General features: G+C 38.4%; 11 protein-coding genes and 1 tRNA gene. 2 read left to right on the top strand and 10 right to left on the bottom strand.

Annotated elements, in window-relative coordinates; all coding sequences use genetic code 11:
• Positions 1–4 precede the first annotated feature (4 nt).
• From ACE1EF_RS08175 to ACE1EF_RS08155, 5 genes are all read right to left on the bottom strand, one after another.
• Positions 5–2998, bottom strand: coding sequence for a SusC/RagA family TonB-linked outer membrane protein (locus ACE1EF_RS08175; protein ID WP_375720154.1), 2994 nt, complete (start codon positions 2996–2998; stop codon positions 5–7).
• Between the two features lie 220 nt (positions 2999–3218).
• The gene (locus ACE1EF_RS08170; protein ID WP_375720153.1) at positions 3219–4739 is read right to left on the bottom strand and encodes a SusD/RagB family nutrient-binding outer membrane lipoprotein; all 1521 of its coding nucleotides are present in this window, start codon (positions 4737–4739) and stop codon (positions 3219–3221) included.
• Between the two features lie 18 nt (positions 4740–4757).
• Positions 4758–7961 (bottom strand): SusC/RagA family TonB-linked outer membrane protein, encoded by a 3204-nt coding sequence (locus tag ACE1EF_RS08165; protein ID WP_375720152.1) that lies wholly within the window; start codon positions 7959–7961, stop codon positions 4758–4760.
• A gap of 481 nt (positions 7962–8442) precedes the next feature.
• Positions 8443–10440 carry a tetratricopeptide repeat protein gene (locus tag ACE1EF_RS08160; RefSeq protein WP_375720151.1) on the bottom strand — a complete coding sequence of 666 codons (1998 nt, stop codon included), beginning with the start codon at positions 10438–10440 and terminating at the stop codon, positions 8443–8445.
• Positions 10441–10509: 69 nt separating this feature from the next.
• On the bottom strand, positions 10510–11712 hold the full coding sequence (locus ACE1EF_RS08155) for an S-adenosylmethionine:tRNA ribosyltransferase-isomerase (protein ID WP_375720150.1): 1203 nt from the start codon (positions 11710–11712) through the stop codon (positions 10510–10512).
• A 41-nt stretch (positions 11713–11753) separates the two neighbouring features.
• On the opposite strand from ACE1EF_RS08155, the gene ACE1EF_RS08150 reads away from it, so the two are divergent.
• Both ACE1EF_RS08150 and ACE1EF_RS08145 read left to right on the top strand, forming a co-directional pair.
• The gene (locus ACE1EF_RS08150; RefSeq protein WP_375720149.1) at positions 11754–12761 is read left to right on the top strand and encodes a DUF2027 domain-containing protein; all 1008 of its coding nucleotides are present in this window, start codon (positions 11754–11756) and stop codon (positions 12759–12761) included.
• A gap of 162 nt (positions 12762–12923) precedes the next feature.
• A tRNA-Pro gene (locus ACE1EF_RS08145) sits at positions 12924–12997 on the top strand.
• Positions 12998–13883: 886 nt separating this feature from the next.
• On the opposite strand, the gene ACE1EF_RS08140 is transcribed toward ACE1EF_RS08145, so the two are convergent.
• The 5 genes from ACE1EF_RS08140 to ACE1EF_RS08120 form a co-directional block, all read right to left on the bottom strand.
• Positions 13884–15053, bottom strand: a complete 1170-nt coding sequence (locus ACE1EF_RS08140; protein WP_375720148.1) for a hypothetical protein — start codon at positions 15051–15053, stop codon at positions 13884–13886.
• A 97-nt stretch (positions 15054–15150) separates the two neighbouring features.
• Entirely contained in the window at positions 15151–15774 is a 624-nt protein-coding gene (locus ACE1EF_RS08135; protein ID WP_375720147.1) for a hypothetical protein, read from the bottom strand.
• A gap of 96 nt (positions 15775–15870) precedes the next feature.
• Positions 15871–16227, bottom strand: coding sequence for a DUF4180 domain-containing protein (locus ACE1EF_RS08130; protein WP_375720146.1), 357 nt, complete (start codon positions 16225–16227; stop codon positions 15871–15873).
• 32 nt (positions 16228–16259) lie between these two features.
• Positions 16260–17003: a LytR/AlgR family response regulator transcription factor gene (locus ACE1EF_RS08125; protein WP_375720145.1), complete on the bottom strand. Its 744-nt coding sequence runs from the start codon at positions 17001–17003 to the stop codon at positions 16260–16262.
• Between the two features lie 5 nt (positions 17004–17008).
• Positions 17009–19789 (bottom strand): sensor histidine kinase, encoded by a 2781-nt coding sequence (locus ACE1EF_RS08120; RefSeq protein WP_375720144.1) that lies wholly within the window; start codon positions 19787–19789, stop codon positions 17009–17011.
• Positions 19790–19863: the final 74 nt, after the last annotated feature.

Genomic DNA, 19863 nt, shown 5'->3' with positions numbered 1-19863 from the left:
TCGATTAAAACATAACATCAAGACCCAAAACGAATGTCTTAGTCATCGGATATATACCAAATCCCATACCGTCTACACCTCTTTCCGGATCCCAGAAGTCTACATCGTGGAATGTGTATACATTATATCCACTACCATAAACTTTAACTGAACCAATACCTAATTTACTTGTAAGCATTTTAGGAATTGTGTAAGAAAGTGTTACGTCTTTAAGTCTTAAATAATCCCCTCTTTGCATCCAGCGAGTGTTTCTGAATCCACTTGAATTTGTAGGGTTATTGTAAATTGGTTTCGGATTGGCAGCAACCTCACCGGGTGTGGTCCAGTAATTCAAAGCGGTATTTGCCTGGTTACTATCCCAGTTATAACCGTCTGAGTTTGCATACCTGTTTTCTTCAATCAGAACCTCATTTCCAATCTTATATTCCATTGCAACATTCAGTGCTAAGCCTTTCCATGACAGGTTAGTTGATAAACCACCGTACCAGTCAGGTTCAGGACTTCCTGCGAAATACCTTCTTGCATTACTGTAATTATTTGTCAGTTTTCCATCTTCGGTCCACCATAATGCATTACCATCAACAGGATCAACTCCTGCATAATCATACAGATAGTAGGTAAGCAGTCTCTCACCAACTACATAAAACAGACGGCTGCTATAATCAGACTGAATCTGATCATTACCTGCAAGGTCGAGTACTTCAGAAATATTCTTCGCAATATTGAAACTCATATTCCATTTAAAAGGACCTTCAATGATATTGCCCTCCAGTTGTAATTCTATACCTCTGTTTGCAATTTCACCAATATTGGTAGTTATGCTTGAGAATCCTGATGTTCTGGAAAGTGGTTTATCCAGCAACATATCTGACGTGATACGTTTATAAACATCAATGTTACCAGATAATCTTCTGAAAATATTGAAGTCAAGTCCAAGGTTATAAGCTGTATTTAACTCCCAGCTCAAATCAGGATTTGCAGGGTTATCCGGGCCTAGACCTGCAACACCGTTATACTGTCTTGCACCATAAACACCGTACTGATCGTAATTACCAATGTTGTTATTACCGTTTATACCGTAACTTGCTCTAAGTTTTAACAGATCCACCCATTCAACATTATCCATGAAATTCTCTTCATGTATGTTCCATGATGCACCAACTGAATAAAAGTTACCCCATTTGGTATCGGAACCAAATCTTGAACTTCCATCTCTACGATAACTGGCCTGCAGGTAATATTTACCATCAAAATTGTAATCCAGTATTCCAAAGTATGATAACAAGGTCCATGCAGCATTACTGTAATCAGCATCGTCATTGTCTGAGGTTGCTGTATTAATATAAGGCATATCAGGATCAACACCAGGAGCATCTATATAGTAAGACCAGTAGTCATACGTTGTTGCTTCCTGACCAGCTAAAAGCCGAAGGCTGTGAACATCATTAAATACATTATTATAATTCAATGTATTTGACGTTGTCAACTGACGATATAGAGTTGACGAAACCTGCAATCTGACATCTTCAGGATCAGCCTGGTACTGTGCTTCCGGAGACCAGTATCTTCTACCCTCACCTGAAGTAATCTCAGCAGAATTAGTGGTTTTGAAAGTTAAACCTTTTACCAGTTCCCAATTGAGATACATTGTTCCCAGAAAACGGTACTGCTTTTCCCACTGATCATCATAGAGCGCAGTTGCCTTCGGGTTTGTTTGTGCATTTTCTGTTATATTAATATTATACAAACCGGTGTTTTCATCATATAACGGAGTCCAGGGAAGGATAAGAACGCCTGCAAAAACAGGGTTAACATAATAAAGACTTTGCATGGCAACGTCGTTACTTTCAGTATAAGCAGCATTTACACGTGATCCAAATGTCAGCTTATCATTAATCTTATGATCAACATTGGTTCTGAACTGTAATTTATCGAAACTCACACCATAAAAAACACCTTCCGAACTATGATATGATGTAGATGCGAAATACTTTGTTTTTTCATTTCCGCCCGTTGCAGAAATCTCATATTCTTCTGTATTTCCTAATCGTGTAAACTCATCCATCCAGTTTGTCATTGGACGTGACAAAATTTCTTTTGGAAAGTATGCAGCATCACCATTATTATTTGGATCGTCAGGATCAAAACCTCCGTTAATAGCACCCTGACGCAAATATGTCCACAACTGCTGCGGATTCATTGTTCCATAACCATTATCATTGGCAAGTTGCGAAACACCAATTTTTGCTCTTGCTGTAAATTTTGTCTGACCTTTACCTCCTGATTTCGTCGTAATCAGGATCACACCGTTAGCTGCACGGGAACCATAAATTGAAGCAGCAGCAGCATCTTTAAGAACTGTTACGGTTTCAATATCATTGGGGTTAAGCATTGACAGTGCGTTACTGGTATTTGTAAAATAACTCTGATCACCAGACATTACAGGTACACCATCAATAACATAAAGTGGTTCATTTCCTGCATTAATAGAACTGATACCTCTAATCCTGATTTGTGAAGAAGCACCAGGCTGACCGGAAGTTGCAGTTACAGAAACACCGGCAAGCTTACCACTTAAAACTTTATCAAAACTTGAAACGGGCACATCTGCAAGCTGTTCGGCCTGTACCTGAGTTACCGAACCAGTTTTTGCCTCCCTCGTGGAAGTACCATAGGCGACAACCATCACCTCCTCCAGTCCCACGTCAGAAGGACTCATTTCAACATCAATTTTGTTTGAGGTAATTGCAACATCAATTGCCTGCATTCCAACAAATGTAAATGAAAGAGTTGCTGCATCCTCAGGAACATTGATAGCGTATTTACCGTTAAGATCGGTAACCGTACCTATTGTAGTTCCTTTAACCAAAACAGTTACACCGGGTATAGGAGCATTATCCTCCGAGGATGTAACAGTACCTGTAATTTGTTTGGTCTGTGCATTTACAAATGCCACGACACAAAACAACCAGGTAAACATTAGTAATAGCTTTCTCATAAAACTTGATTTTAATTAATAAATTACCTTGTTTAGTTAAACGACTTTAAGCAAATTTAATAAAAATTAGTTATTCTCCATGTTGCATAGCATAATTATGAAAGTTATATGCAGGATTTAACATATTATTAATTAAATACCCAAAAAAACTGGTATAAAACAAAAAAAACTGTCTGAAATAATTTCAGACAGTTTTAAATATGGATATTAATTTAATAACTTACTTAGCCCACCAAAGTTTGGTATCCTGTTCATCTCCACCAATAGCCTGAGCTGCCGCTTTAACATTTTCTTTATTAATACTTGCTTCATTGAGCAAATACTTATTACGACCGGGAACATCGGTCAATCCACCAATTGGTTTGAAAACAAAAGTAGCAGTTGTATCACCAGTGGCAATCGGCCATGTATAGTTGTAAGGTGTATTAGCTCTAACAATCGTATTTGGATATCCTGTTCTTCTGTATTCACTCCAGGCTTCCATTGGTTGCATGTAAAGCGCAATGTATTTCTGCATCATTACGGTTTCTTCGCTTGCAGCAGGTAAACCGGCTACATATGCATCAATATCAGCTGAGGCTACACCCCATTTTTCCATTGAAGCCTTTACACCATTTTCATACCATGTCTGATCCCAACCATTTAATTCACTCTGAATGAAACAAACTTCTGCATACTCCATATAGTATTCAGTATAATTTGGTGCCAGAATAGCATCACCAGGCATAGATTCCCATGTAAATTTTGTTACAGTACCATTGGCATCAGTTAAAGGTACACCTACCTTATTTCCGTCTTCATTATCTGCTACGAAGATATCAAGACGTGGATCAACAACACCAAATGGACCGCGCTTACCCTGCAGTAATTCAACAAACTGCATCGATGGCGCGAAGTCATTTCTGGCCTGAACCACAAATGCACGGTACATAGGAGCACCATTTACCGCATTTGATTCGTAAGTTACACCAGCGTTGTCATCATTTGATTCCATTACCCCAGCTGCAATAGCTGCTGTAATATGCGCCTGAGCACCTGAATAAACATCCTTAATACGGTTTGCAATTCTCAGTCTCAGAGAGTTAGCAAATTTCTTCCATTTAACAGCATCGCCATCAAAGAAATTATCACCATCAATCATGTTTTCAGTTGTGATAATATTTTGCTGAGCCTGATCCAATACATTAAGCATATCGACATATATGTCCTGCTGAGAAGCATATGCGGGTTTATCAATTCCATCGGATTTCAGCTTATTGGCCTGAAATGACTCATTATCATTACCAAAAGAATAATATGGAACATCTCCCCACAATTCCACGGCCTGAAGATAAGTGTATACCAACATTATTCTGGCAGCAGCAATCTGATTTTCATTCGGACCATACTGAGCCATATCACCTTTTGTTGCTTCGTCAGTATTCAAGGTAATAATATCTACCAGATCCTGGGCATTCTTGTACAAATCATCCCATCCGTTCTGATTAACTGTTTCTCTGTATTGAAATCTGTCCTCCTCTGTGTAGTTAACCTGATTCCAGTACTGAACCCATAATAACATCTGTCTTCCGGAAAACCACTCATCACGGGTGTTATCCATAAGTTCTTTCTGTACTCGGTTCATTATACCGTAAGTCGGGGCTATCTCCGGACTATTCGGGTCACTGTAATAGTCCACCTGACATGAAGCGAAAAACACTCCCCCAACTAATATTAAAATGATATATTTAATTGTCTTCATATTCTGATTAATTTAATATTAGAAAGTAATTTTTACATTGAAACCATAAGAACGGGTTGCAGGTATAATACCACCTTCAAGTCCTTGAATATTACCAGAACCACCTACTACAGTTTCCGGATCAATACCCTCATTATCAAGTCCCCAAACCAGCAGATTACGTCCGTAAACAGACAGTCTGATCGCTTCAATGGCGTTTGTTAATTTTGGCAATGTGTAGCCTAAGGTTACTTCTCTTAATTTATAATAAGATGCATCGTAAATACTGGTTGCACTTGGAGTACCATAACCATGATAATGCAATTCACCCCAATCAATTGCAGATAAATTAATATCATTTGTGGTTGCATTGGTCACAGTATATGTACCATCATCATTATACGTTACGTCGGCATTCACACCATCGAGTACAATACCATCTTCTCTTATTGTATTCCCGTTTGAAGTTGGAATAGCTGTTCCTGCATCCATACCTGAATACATTCCCCACATATGAGTTAAAGAATAGTATTTACCGCCTTTAGAAAAATCAATTAAAGCACTCAGGTCAATACTCTTATATTTAAATGAAGTTCTTAAACCACCTGTATAATCAGGAAGTACAGAACCTACAGAACTTAACTCACCACTGGTGATATACATACCGTCTTCGCCTACAACTTTATTTCCATTATCATCATATACAAAATCATATGCATAAATCTCCTGGAAAGTCGCACCCTGAACAGCATTAATATACGCTCCACCAAATGGTGCTCTGGCTAACTGGATTTTATCAAGTCCTTCTGGCAAATCCAAAACTTCGTTTGTATTTTTTGCGAAATTAAACGTCAGATCCCAGCTGAAATCTTTGGTTCTTACAGGCGTACCATATACCAGCACTTCAATACCTTTGTTATTAATTTTACCGGCATTGATCACACGTTCTGTATAACCACTGGCACCACTAACCTCAACAGGAACAATCTGGTTCTCTGTATTTCTGTTGTAATAACTTACATCAAAACCGAATCGGTTATTAAACAGTGCAGCTTCAATACCAAACTCAATTTCCTTTGTTATCTCAGGTTTTAGCTCCTGATTTTTCAACCTTACATCATTTGTAAACTGAGGATTTCCGTTAAATGGATCGCTGATAGTATAGGTATTGAAGACCTGATAAGCACCGGTACCGTTACCAGTCTCACCATAGTTTGCCCTTAACTTCAGGTTATCCAGCATAGCTACATCCAATAACTCTGACACAAGGAAACTACCGGAGAAGGAAGAATATGAATATTCATTTTCGCCCGTCGGAAGCGATGAATCATAATCTTTTCTGTATGTTCCATCTACATAAACCATATCCTTATAACCAACACTGGCAGAACCAAACCAACTGTTAACTTTTTCATATCGTTTGAAATCATCCAACAGCGGAGCATTAGCAGAGTTATTCAGGTTATAGAGTCCGTCAACAACCAGTCCACCGTTGGTTTCACCCTGAAATCTGGCGTAGTCATTCATTCGCGTATTTGCACCCAACATTGCCAGGATACTGAAATCATTAACATTACGATTAAAGTCGATTTTTCCTTCAAGGTTGGTTTCACTAGCCTGTCTGTTGATCTGCAGGTAACTTGATAAAGCCTGAGATCCTTTGGCTACCCTTTCTCTTTGATTGAAAGTATATGTATCGTAATACAGGTTTCCTGAAGCACTTAAATAATCAGTGAAATTAACTTTCATTCCAAACTTACCGAATATCCGCGTTCTGTCATCATCCTGATAATTTTTATAAGCAGTCCAATAAGGGTTATCAGAATAAATCGGTCTTGGATTGGTTAAAGAAGTCCTGTTCCATACTCTTTGTGTACCATCCGGATTGATATAATTTTTCAGTTTACCAAAGTCCAACTGACGTTGTCCCCACTGGAAGAATTTCTGTGATTGTGAATTATCACCATAACCGGATTGTGGACGTCCCATTGTGGCTTCCCGTGCAACATTTACATTGGCCGTTAATTCAACTACATCATCAAATAAATTGGTTTTACCGTTAATATTAAAATTGTTTTTATCCTGTTGAGAATTCGGAACAATACCTGTCATATTAACATTGGTATATCCAACTCTTAATGAAGAATTTTCACTTGTGGAAATCACATTTATTGAATTCTGATATGAAACACCAGTTTCATAAAATGACTTCACTCCATTTTTAGGAGCCTGCCATGGTCCGGTCTGTGGAGTAGAAGTAATACCTTGTTCATAATCAGATACACCCCACCATTGTAAAACCTGCTGTCCTTCATATTTTGGGCCCCAGCTTTCATCAACCGCAAATGCCGGAATCAAATATTCCTGACCTGCAATAGTAGCAGTTTCAAAATCGCCGTAACCACCACCATACATGTTCTGTTGCAATGGAAGAATAGAAACATTCTCGAAATTAACACCAGTATTGACCTCAATAGAAAATGATTTTTTACCGGCTTTTCCAGATTTTGTTGTTATCATGATAACACCATTCTGTCCCCTGCTACCATACAATGCAGAAGCAGCACTACCTTTTAATACATCAATACTTGCAATATCATAAGAGTTAAGGTCGTTAATCATTGAACCATAATCATAACCACCTCCACCTGTCTGAGTATCAGTCGTATTAAAGTTTTCATTACTTACCGGAACACCATCCACAACGAACAGTGGCTGGTTATTCTGACTGAATGAACTCGCACCACGGATCAGGATATTCTGTGAACCAGAGAAGTTCTGACCTGAAATCTGCAGACCAGCTACTTTACCTGACAATGCGGTGATCGGGTTTACAGGATTAGCAGCGGCTATCTCTTCGCTGTCAACACCCTGTGCAGCATATCCAAGTGATTTTTTTGATCTGCTTGTACCCAGAGCTGTAACAACCAACTCATCGATCGATAATGATCCCGGCTGCATCGTTACATTAATTGTGGTTTGACCAGCAATCTCAACATCCTGTGTCTCCATTCCAACGAATGAAAATGTTAAGGTTGTGGCATCATCAGGAACCTGAATAGAATACTTACCATCTGCATCAGAGATAGTACCTAAAGTTGTTCCTTTCACCTGGATAGTCACACCAGGAAGGGTACCGCCATCTTCAGAAGAATAAACAGTACCTGTAATCTGTTTGGTTTGTGCACTAACCAGAGCCACTACACAAAACAACCAGGTAAACATTAGTAATAGCTTTCTCATAAAACTTGATTTTAATTATTAAATTACTAAAAATAAAATTATTAGACTGTGTAAAAATCTTGTCTGAAACTCATGTGTTTACATTTTGACAGTTTGGTTTTAAAAATTACGATTAAAAACAATTTCTTTTTAACATCTTTTCAGGACAGATTGTTTGAAATTTTCTTGCACTGAATATGTAAATTTTAAAATTTTGAAAAGCTTTTAATGTCTATTTTTAATCAACTAACCAAACAATACATCAACATTGAAATTTTGAACCCTAATTAAGCAAAGTTAAAAAATATTAACTAAGAACCAAATTTGTTAAAAATTATATTTTAGCTTATAAATCACAACAAACATTTATGTTGTTATATGTGTCAAAGATAAACGAATTTTAAAATAAAAGAAACTTACAAATAGAAATTTAACTATCAAAATGTCAAAACATAGAGACAGATAAAATTTCAATGATATTTGTCATGTTTTGGAGATGCAATCATAAATTTTCAGCTTTCTGCCAGGCCTCTGCAGCCGATACGGGATCGCCGTTTTTGGCGTATGCATCGCCCAACAACCTGTAGGATTGTCTGTGATCAGGCTTAAGATATGTGGCTTCTCTTAAATCATCTATGGCTGCATCGAATCTGTTCTGGCTTAAAAACAATTTCCCGCGGTTAAAGTATCCTTTAAACTCCTTACGCTTGAGATGAATGGCTTTTGAAAAGTCTTCTTCCGCCCTGTGGACATCTTTTAAACTTATGTAAGTATCTCCCCTACGGATGTATGCATCATAAAACACCGGATTCAGCTTTATAGCCTTGTTATAATTAGCCAGAGCAGATTTGTGATCTTTGAATTTTGCAGCACATTCATTCCCCATCACATAAAACTCTTTCGCCATCGCCGAGAAGTCAGAAATTAAATCCATTTTTTTCAGACTTTCCTTTTTTAGCTTCTCTTTATATGCAGCAAGTCCGGCGAGTTTAATGGCTATAAATCGTTTAATTAATGGCTGATGTGTAATATCGTTTTGCGATTGAGCTTTTTGAAACAACTCGAATGCTTCCTGAAATTTATTGGCATCAAATGCGTTCAGCGCTTTCAGATAATTCTCAACGGACTCTGCCTTTTTAAGGCTCCCCTTTATAAGCTGCTCATTATTGAATTGCCTGGAAAAGTCGGCTACTTCCTTTTTAACAAAAACGTCCTTTCGTTTCAGCTGCTGCCGTAATACGATCCCTTCCAGTGATGTACACCTGCTAAGTGCCACATATGTCTGTCCCGCAGCAAATGCACCTTGTCCCATATTAATAATTACATGATCGAAGGTAAGACCCTGACTCTTATGTACGGTAACTGCCCAGGCTAAACGCAACGGGAACTGCACAAAATGTCCAAGCTCCTTCTCTTCAATTCTCTTTTCTTTTTCGTTGTATTCGTATTTAATGTTACGCCAAACCATTTTGTCAACCAACACTTCATTCCCGTCTTCAAGCAACACCCCGATGTCTTCCTTATCAAGATGTGTGATTTTGCCCAGCGAACCGTTTACCCACCTCTTTTCCGGATCGTTTTTTATGAACATCACCTGCGCATCTGCTTTTAACTCAAGGTTCAGTGAAGTCGGCAGATTATTTTCGTTAAACTCACCCTCAATTTTACCTGTATATTCAAAACTTACGGATGGCAGTTCTTTCAGGTTTTTCTCGTTTATATAATCCACGGTATCCTTGCGTGTGGCCAGTGTAATAAAAAGTTCCTTAGCCCGTTCGTCCGGCTCAAACGTGCTGTTAACCCTTTTATTCAGTGCAGCAAGCGCTTCTTCTGACAAATTGTTAATCCGAACAGAATCCAAAAGTTTAACAAAATTCTCATTCTTCTGACGGTAAACCTTTTTCAATTCCACCGATACCAGGTCAATCTGACTGAACACATTGGCAGAAAAGAAAAACGGTGAGGTATAAAACCGTCCGAGAATATTCCAGTCGTCCCTTCGTACAACGGGTTCAAGCTGAAATACATCTCCAACCATTAAGACCTGTTTGCCACCAAACGGAATCCGCATATTCTGTGAATAGACCCTCAGAACCCTGTCAATAAAATCCACCAGATCTGCTCTAACCATTGAAATCTCATCAATGATCACCAGCTCCAGTTCCTTAATAAGTTTTTTATGTTTTTTGCGGTACCGCAGAAAATCAAAAATCCGACCCTTTACAGTCGACAAGTCCGGATCATCCGGCAATACAGGCCTGAAAGGTGCTTTAAAAAAAGAATGGATTGTTTGACCGCCGACATTGATGGCAGCAATTCCGGTAGGTGCCAAAACCACATATTTCTTCCGGGTTTTCTCGCATATATATTTCAGAAACGTGGATTTGCCTGTACCGGCTTTCCCCGTTAAAAAAAGACTTTGACTGCTTTTTTCAATAATCTGAAGCGCCTGTTGAAACTCCTTGTTATCTGTATCTATATGTTGCGTTCTCAACCCCATTTTTTGATAAAAAGCAAATATAAGGATGAAAACAGAAGATACCTATTCGCCGGGAAGGGAGTTCTTACATTATTTCAACAGCAATGAACTGTCGCCATAACTTAAAAACCGGAAGTCGTGATTCAGGGCATAATCGTAGATATTTTTCCAATCCGAACCTACAAAAGCGGAAATAAGAAGTAATAAGGTACTGCGGGGCTGATGAAAATTAGTCACGATACCCTGCACAATTCTGAAGTTGTAACCAGGCGCAATGATTATTCCGGTTGAGGACGAAATAAACTCCTGATCATTTAACTTCATATGGTTTAATAAAGCGGATAATGCTTCGTTCACTGTTATTTCATTATCCAGTTCATACGGTTCCCACTGGCCAAGCACATCAACATCCAGCTCTTTCAAGGCTTTTACACCGAGCCAGTATAATGACTCCAGTGTTCTGACAGAAGTTGTACCAACAGCAATAACAGGACCTGTGGTTTTAATCAGTTTTTCAATAACATTTTTAGATACAAAGATCGTCTCCCTGTGCATTTTATGATCGCCTATCTTTTCGCTTTTCACTGGCTGAAACGTTCCGGCTCCCACATGTAAGGTCACCTCTGCCTGCTCAAATCCTCTTTTAGAAAGATCATTCAATACATTTTTTGTAAAATGCAAACCCGCTGTTGGAGCAGCCACACTGCCGTCTATTTCTGCATACACGGTTTGATAGGTATTTTTGTCCGATTCTTCAGAAGAACGGTTAAGATAAGGTGGAATGGGAATATTACCGGCCACTTCCAGAATCTGGGAGAAAGCGACATTGTTGTTCCACCAGAATTTCACATCAACTGAGCCTTCTTTACGCTCTACAATTTCGGCATTCAACTCTGTTGCTTTTCCTTCAACAGAAAGTTCCATTTTCAATGCACCGGACTTCCACTTTTTAAGGTTCCCAACAATGCAATTCCACGTTACTTCTCCCGTTGCCTGCAAGGCCAGAAGATGCTGGGTAGGATGAACAGGTTCCAGACAAAAAACCTCGATAAGCGCTCCGGTAGCTTTACGAAAATGCAACCTGGCATGAATAACTTTTGTATTATTGAAAACCAACAGTGATCCGGGTAAAAGATGTTCTCCGATTTGCTTAAAAACGGTTTCTGATATTCGTCCGCCCTTATAGAGCAATAGTCTGGAAGAATCCCTTTCCTTCAAAGGATATTTTGGAATTTTTTCATCCGGAAGAATATAATCGAATAAGTTGATATCTATTTTTTGCGGGTCACTCATTTATCTTAATTTTGCTACAAAAATAGTCTAAAATATTAATCATGAATATCCGAGTTGGAGATGAGATCAAGTATCTGAACGATGTTGGCGGTGGAAAAGTAATTGCAATCAGGGATAAAAAAATAGCGGTCATCCTTCAGGATGATGGATTTGAGGTACCTGTTCTGATAAATGAATGTATAAAAGTTGAGTCTGCCGAACCTGCAGCTCCGGTCCGTCAACCGGCACCGGCCCCCAAAAAAGAGACGTACCAGTACACTGAAATAAATTCTCCTGAAAGTGAACAACTGAACCTTCTTTTTGCATGGATCCCGGAAGATATGAACAGTCTTGAAATCGATGACATTGATTTATATCTTGTAAACGACAGCAATTATTTTTGTCAGTTTACCTGCGCCACGACGAAGGGCAGTAAATCAAATCTTGTCGATCATGGTGTAATTGAACCGAACACAAAGGTTCTGCTGGAATCGTACGAAAAGCGGGTTTTACTTGAACATCAAAGGCTTTGGATTAACGGACAGTTTTTCAAGATTGACAAGCCCTTTGAAAAGAAACGGATTGTTGATTTTGCGGTCACCCTGAAACCGGAAAAATTTGAACCGAAACGGTTTAAACCAAATGACTATTTTGATGAACCTGCGGTGATCAATCCGATTATTAAGAATGATTTTTATGAGGGTTTGGAACAGCTATCGGAAAAAAGTATTGAAAATGTAAAGCGGGAAAAAGATTTTACACCTAAGAAAGAAACTAAGCCGGTTCAGGATAAAAATGCCATCCTGGAAGTTGACCTGCACATTAATGAATTGCTGGATGATCTTTCGGGATTAAGCAACGCTGATATTCTGAATTACCAGATGGCAAAATTCAGGGAAGTGCTTGAAGCAAATAAAGATATAAGAGGTAAACGCATTGTGTTTATTCATGGCATCGGTAACGGCACGTTAAAAACAGAATTAAGAAAAGAACTGGACCGCAAAAAAATGCGGCACCAGGATGCCTCGTTCAGGGAATACGGGTTTGGGGCAACGATGGTTATTTTATAAGACACAAGTATCAGGTATCAGGTATCAGGTATCAGGACATAAGACACAAGACGCAAGACATAAGACTTAAGATTTAAAATTTGGGGAATATTTATTTTAAAAAACAGAAATTTAAATCCGTACCAAACTATTTTTTTATAAATTTGCGCCCGGAAAAGAGTACGGGGTGTAGCGCAGCCCGGTAGCGCGCGTCGTTCGGGACGACGAGGTCGTCGGTTCGAATCCGGCCACCCCGACTTAAAAGGTGATCCAAAAATACGGATCACCTTTTTTATTATTTATTACGACGAGGTCGTCGGTTCTCCCGACATTTCATGTCGGGACGGCCACCCCGACAAACAAAATCCTTTCACAATGCGAAAGGATTTTTTATTTATTTACATCCCAAATTTATTTGAGGAAGGAGATAAATAAAAAATTAAAGAATGCGTAGCATTCAGGATTTTGTTTGAGCATCTACCCCATTACCGGATCACCGACCAGCGGGAGGTAATCCGATAAATAAATTCTTTCACTCCTTCAGAGTTTCTGTGATTATTGCACAAACGATGTTCTACAGAAATGCCAGTCCTTCGGACTTAATTCACCTTATTTGCTAATTATTCATTTTACACAAAATAAAAGGGATTCACGAAGGTGAATCGGGGATTTTGTTTGAGCATCTCTCCCAATACCGGATGACCGACCAACGGAAGGTAATCCGGTAAAACATTCTTTCACTCCTTCAGAGTTTCTGTGATTTTTACACAAACTATGTTCTACAAAAATGTCAGTCCTTCGGACTTCATTCACCTTATTTGCGAATGATTCATTTCACACAAAATAAAATGAGATTCACGAAGGTGAATCAGGGATTTTGTTTGAGCATCTCTCCCACGGAAAATCAGCGACCAACGGGAGACAATCCGAATTGTATTCCTTTCACTCTTAAAGAGCCCGGGAACGCTAATAAGAAACAGTTTCACCACCCCTTGGAGCCTGCAGACCTAAAAAACTCATCCGAAACGTATGTTCCGGATGAGTCACTGTGTAAATCACGTGTTATATCAGATAATTCAGGCTAACAGGTATAAAATTGAAAGCTATTTATGTTTAACTAAATCTGTTTCATTTGACAACTTATCAGGGAACAATTTGAGCCTTTGTCCATTCACGGTCATTCAGATTGATATCGCCGTTAGGATTATAAAACAGGTCATCGTTCTGAATATAATTGCCCTGGCTGTCCATCCAGTATTCCGTGGAACCGGCATCTACCTGGTAATTATTACCAGATGAAGGATCATAAACCGTTTCCTGTTCGTTGATCATATTAAGATACTGCCGTTGTGAATTATCGCTTCCGCTACCAAAGTTCCGGTTCATAAATGATTTATGATTGGCATCCTGTGCCGCATAGATGCCCTTCATCTTTCGTTGATGGGCTTCAAAGGCAGCCTGCCTGCTTTGCATATTGGCCTGATGTTGGCGCATGGATTCCTGCATACGTTGCTGGGTCAATAAATTACGGTATTGCACCCATTTTGGATTGTCTTTCATACTGATGGCAGAACGAATCCGGTGGTTCACAGCATCTTCATAAACGGCTTCATTGGAAAACAGATACTCTGTTGAGTAGTACCACACGGTAGAACCTCCGGAATACGGATCGGGTTGCTTCAGGATAAATTTTGTTATGATAACCAATGCTTTTTCGCCCTTATTATTGGTCCACTCCGTATTTAAAAGCTTATAATGAAAGTTCGGATTGTTCATTTCACTTAGCTTTCCCTGTATAAAAGATGCCAGCTCCGGCAGGTTCCGTTCTCCTTTAAACGTAAATCCACTTTTCTGCATTCTTCCCTGAACTTCATATTGTAAAATCTGCTGATTGGATACTTCGGGACTTACCATTTGTGCCATTCCCGAATTCATCAGATACTGGTTCATCTGGGGATTATCGTACGTAAAATACATTTTAACCGGCGTATTAAACACTTTCAGATTATCAGGCCCCTGAATCTGCAGCAGAAACATTGGCAATTTCTGATCCATGGTATAACTGGGCTTGCTGATCACCTGCCACTTTGATGGAAACTCTTCGGTATAAACCACCAGTCCGGTTCGGGCATCCTTAAACTCATGAATCTGCTTTTTGTTCGATCCGGAAAACCAACCTGTTTTTTCTGTTTTGGCATCTGAACCAAACTGTTCTGTTGCCGCTCCGTTTTCTGTAGTATTCTGCGATCTGCCTCCATTACATGCAGCAAGAAGCGCGAGGATTGATATAAGTATAAACTGAATGCGTTTCATAACAAAAAATTAAGTGATTACATCATTACATCGAAAGCATGGGATAATGTCATCAGAAAATGACGTCCATTTTTATTTGTCCTGAATAACCTTTACATTATTTCCGCACAAAATTAAAGGCATACCCTACAGAGAGCTCAAAATCAATGTGCCCCAGAACGTTCATCGTATTATCTGTATCATTCATAAATTCAATATCAGGATAGCCTTCACTCCACTCCGCTTCAAACTGATTAAAACCATAACCTATTCTCGCTGTAAAACAGATTCCGGGCTTGGTTACCCATTTTTTACCGACATTAACGCCAAAAGATCTGTTGGAAGTCACATGAGGATAATCATGTGACGACGTCAGGATATCACCATTATACGTGGAATGGTTGACGATACCATCAATTTGGGAATAATTATAAAACAGTCCTGCAAACAGCGCATTGACTTTAGGTTTAAAATGATAGCGGTAATTCAGAAAAAACCCTTTTTCGGGATAATCAGGCACTGAAACGAGCGGAATACCGATAACTATTTCATGATTTGGCCATATCATCCTTCCATAATTAATATACAGCGAGGATGTATAAAAACCATTCAGTCCTAAATTGACAGAATTTTTCAGCTGAGCCTGGTCCCTTGTTTTCCAGTATTGTGCCAGACTGTTTATTGAAATGAATACTACCGAAATCAGCAGTAGAAGACGCTTTTCACCTTTTAAGTATTTCATTAGCCTTGATGTTAGATGATAAACCGTTTGTTCAGTTTATAACCTTACATCGCAGCGGACTAAAAATGTCATCGGAACAGTGCTTCAAAAGTTTGTTTAGTTTAATACCGAAAGTGCATCATCCAGCGAACCAACAAAATTAATGTGTCTGTTTTTGTTGCTTTCGCGAATAAAATCGTTCAGACTCTTACTATCATATTTGGTAAAATCACCAATTATGGCCAGCCGCATCCGGTAATTTGAGAATTTCTGCAGTATTTCCCCGGCCATCCCGTTTCTCAGATTAAAGAACTCATGGGTAATATTCTTTTGATGCAGGATGATCTTTTCTATGCCCTGGTAATACATATTGCCAAGCAAATCCAGTGCATCTTCAGCGGAATAAATTACGATACCTTCTGATTCGACTTCAGCAATATGTCCTTCACCTGTTTTATGTTTGTGTATTTTCATCGTCAGCTTATTTCCTATTGATTATAATCAAATTATCCTTTTAAACTTTGTATTACATCTGTTTTCCGCAGCCGGGAAACCGGCACATTATCCCCATTCATCATAATCAGGTAACCACCGTCCGATTTTATTAAAGTCTTAACAAATTCTGGATTAATCAGATGGGCCTGATGTGTGCGTATAAAACCATGCACCGAGAGAATCTCATCAAATTCTTTCAGGCTCCCGGACACCAGAAGTTCCTTATTCGTTGTTGTGATAAATCTGGTATAACTCCCATCGGCTTCCAGACGTATGATATGCTTTACCTCCACAAAATCAATATGATCAACAAATGGAAGAGCGATTCTCTTATTTCTGTCAGGCTGTGAGATATTATGCAACAGATTCTGCAAACGTATATTTTCTTCTTTTAGCTGAATCCGTTGTTTAGCCTTTTCAACTGCTTTAACGAGTTGATTCGACTCAATGGGTTTTAAAATATAATCAACAGCACTGAATTTTACCGCATTTAAACCATAGTGGTCGAATGCAGTAACAAATATGACTTCAAACGCCGGATTTTTAAATTTGGCTAACAGATCAAAGCCGGTTCCATCCTTCATTTCAATATCTAAAAACAGTAACTGCGGTTTTGTCTGATTCAAAAGTTCAAATCCGTCAGAAACACCATCTGCAGTTCCGGCAACACTTATTTCAGGACAATGTAATTTTACCAGAGTGACAAGATTTTCCCTGCCCCTGACCTCATCATCTATAATGACGCAATGTATCATGCTTCCTAACCGATTTTAAGCGTAATTATGACCTCTGCCCCTTTCCCCGATTCTCCTGAAGAAAGTTCAAGCCGACCATCATTTCCGTAAATATTGTCAATTTTTTCCTGAATTAAAACCAGGCCCTTCCCTTTTTCCGTGCACTGATCCAGAGTTAAATGGCCAAATCCCGGACCATTGTCCTGGATTCTTATCACAATATCAGATTCAATTTCCTCAATCTTTACGCTGATCTCTCCTCTCTCCGGAATTTTAGAAATCCCGTGTTTAACGCTGTTTTCAATTAAGGGTTGAAACAACATATACGGAATTTCTGTCAGCTCTGTTGAAACGTCGGAATCCACATCAATACGGAATTTAAAATCAAGCCTTAATTTTTCAAGTTCCATGTAACTCCTGACCATTTCAAGTTCATCAGATAATGGTACCAGTTTCTTATCTGCATTCTTCAACACACCGCGAAGTAAGTTTGAGAAACCAACCAGGTATTGGTTAGCAAGCTCAGATTGCGCTGAATTTATAAGTTGCTGAATAGAGTTCAGTGCATTAAAAATAAAATGGGGATTTAACTGCGACTGAACCGATTTTAATTTAAGCTCCTGAAGTAATTGTTGTTGTGCATTGCGCTTCTTCAATCGGTTAATTCCTATCCGGTAGATCATCATTACCAGAAGTCCGGTTACCAGTACCGATAAACCAATCAATAGCAATATACCTGCTGTCTCATTTTTTGACTGGTCTTTATAGTCATCAATAGCATTTACTATTTTCGTTTTGTATGATCCTATATCATTTCCGTACACCCTTTCAAAACTTTCATTTAACAGAATCCTGCCCTTATCATTATAAAGTAGCAGCATCGGACGTTGGGACTCGATAATATATTTATCAAGCTTTCGGGTTTGTGAAGGGTGTCCATAGAGTTCCAGATGATCCGCGTCATTCAAAGATTTATAAGAAAGAAGTCCATCTGAAAATTTCAACAGATCATGATTTACACGGTAAGAGACTGTTTGCACAAAATCCGGAATACTATCCACAAGCAGTTTAAACTCATCTACCCTATCTGTTTCTCTGTATAAAAATACGAGACCGTACTTACCTCTGGCAGGAAGGATGCTTATCTTCTGATTATTTTCTGTTAATACATCTTGAAAGGGTAGCATCTCACCAACCTGTAATGCCTTATATCCATTAAGAATTTGGGTAATATACTTCTTTAATATGGTATCACCACATACTGTTTTAAAATTTTCGTACTTCTTTATATCCTTACCAATTTGATTATAGCTATCGTCACGCGTTAAAGTTCTATACAATTCGAAGTAGAGCGGAAAATCTGTATTTTGAATAATACTTTTGTAATACTCGTAATCAAACCCCTTTTTTGTTGGTGAACCTACAGCATTAATCAGGTAGTCTTTTCTTTTATTATATTGCCTTACTAAATGGAATATTCCCGGCATACCTTGACCGGGAAGGCCAGTGTAGTAATAGGATTTCAACGTAAAAAAATCCAGAATAGATGTTTTGAACTGCTCTGGTTCAAGACTGTCTAACGCAAAATATCTCGTTTTTAGCAGCAGTAAAAGCTGCAAATAACTTTTAAATTCGGCATCAATAGCTGCTGCTTCAATCACCTTTACATTTAACTCTGAATTATCATTCCACCAACTGCTGTTTTGACTCCCACCGATTACAACATTGTCATCCCTAAGTGTTACCTGGATAGAATCGCCCGGCTCAATAAATAATCTAAAATTCTGACCACTTCCGGTGTAAAAAATAAAGCCAATACCACATTTTAATGCATATGTTTTTTCGCTTGCAGTTGAATCTAGCAAAATCATTCCAGGATTTCCTGATTCATCCATTATAAATGCAGAGTTTCCCGGAATTATATGAATCTCATTATTAAATCTGTTGGGTTTTTGAGATGCTTTTGTTCTTTTATCAATTATTTTCACCCTAGCCATCGTGGGTACAGGGAAACTGGCATTGGTAATGGCAAATACTTTATGCTGGTGTTGATCCATAAACGCATAAGGTAAATCATTGGATAAAAAATAGGCTGTACAAACAGTACGACCAAACTCTTTCATGCCTCTAATGAAATATTTCCTTTCTGAGTTTATAGCATTCCCGAGATAATCCAACTGTCTTAATCCTGAAGTATCTGATACTTCTTTTCTATAATTTTTAGCGTTAAAAATAATTTTGGAGGTCTTTTCGATCAACATTGGGAATGTATTGTTGTTATTTGGAATACTTCTTGTTACATAATAGGAGACTAACCCCCTACTACCGGATTTATAAGGAAGAAAATTTCTTAGATTAAATTGAACATCATACCTATAATCATGAAGAATAGTACCATGATCATCTATGCTTATTGTTCCAGTTAATGATTTTCTAATACTATCTATATCTTCCATAAAAAAATCAGGATACCATGAGTCAAAGTCAAAAACATTGTCCATTTTTCTATATCTCTTCATTCTAAAAGTAGGACCAACTTCTTTATAGCGCAATACTTTGTAGCTCCACCTTACCGGTTGTCCGTCTTCAATCTCAGAACAGGTAAAACGGAGTGAAATTAACTGGGTGTTTTTAGGTTCACTTCCCTGGTGAACCGTATGATTACGAAATACAGGTACATCTTCAAATTCCATTTCACATTCAAACCAATCTCCGGGTTTAAACTGGTTATTTTGATTTTGTCCTTTTACAGCAGATAACTGAATGAATAGAATTAAAATACAAACAATAGCATGGTAATTTTTCATACATTCACATTTAAAGATTCACTACGAATCTCCATAAAAATCATGTTCAGTGCTTCTGGTAATTTATGTAATGT

It is taken from the genome of Quyinboa sediminis (assembly GCF_042219855.1).
In the GTDB taxonomy this organism is placed as follows: domain Bacteria; phylum Bacteroidota; class Bacteroidia; order Bacteroidales; family UBA5342; genus JBHJHP01.
Note: the sequence above shows the minus strand (reverse complement) of the source record. Positions and strands in the feature narration are given on the sequence as shown.

What these genes read in the sequence shown, in the direction of transcription:
- ACE1EF_RS08175 (WP_375720154.1), bottom strand. Translation starts at nt 2,998, where the DNA reads ATGAGAAAGCTATTACTAATGTTTACCTGGTTGTTTTGTGTCGTGGCA.
- ACE1EF_RS08170 (WP_375720153.1), bottom strand. Translation starts at nt 4,739, where the DNA reads ATGAAGACAATTAAATATATCATTTTAATATTAGTTGGGGGAGTGTTT.
- ACE1EF_RS08165 (WP_375720152.1), bottom strand. Translation starts at nt 7,961, where the DNA reads ATGAGAAAGCTATTACTAATGTTTACCTGGTTGTTTTGTGTAGTGGCT.
- ACE1EF_RS08160 (WP_375720151.1), bottom strand. Translation starts at nt 10,440, where the DNA reads ATGGGGTTGAGAACGCAACATATAGATACAGATAACAAGGAGTTTCAA.
- ACE1EF_RS08155 (WP_375720150.1), bottom strand. Translation starts at nt 11,712, where the DNA reads ATGAGTGACCCGCAAAAAATAGATATCAACTTATTCGATTATATTCTT.
- ACE1EF_RS08150 (WP_375720149.1), top strand. Translation starts at nt 11,754, where the DNA reads ATGAATATCCGAGTTGGAGATGAGATCAAGTATCTGAACGATGTTGGC.
- ACE1EF_RS08140 (WP_375720148.1), bottom strand. Translation starts at nt 15,053, where the DNA reads ATGAAACGCATTCAGTTTATACTTATATCAATCCTCGCGCTTCTTGCT.
- ACE1EF_RS08135 (WP_375720147.1), bottom strand. Translation starts at nt 15,774, where the DNA reads ATGAAATACTTAAAAGGTGAAAAGCGTCTTCTACTGCTGATTTCGGTA.
- ACE1EF_RS08130 (WP_375720146.1), bottom strand. Translation starts at nt 16,227, where the DNA reads ATGAAAATACACAAACATAAAACAGGTGAAGGACATATTGCTGAAGTC.
- ACE1EF_RS08125 (WP_375720145.1), bottom strand. Translation starts at nt 17,003, where the DNA reads ATGATACATTGCGTCATTATAGATGATGAGGTCAGGGGCAGGGAAAAT.
- ACE1EF_RS08120 (WP_375720144.1), bottom strand. Translation starts at nt 19,789, where the DNA reads ATGAAAAATTACCATGCTATTGTTTGTATTTTAATTCTATTCATTCAG.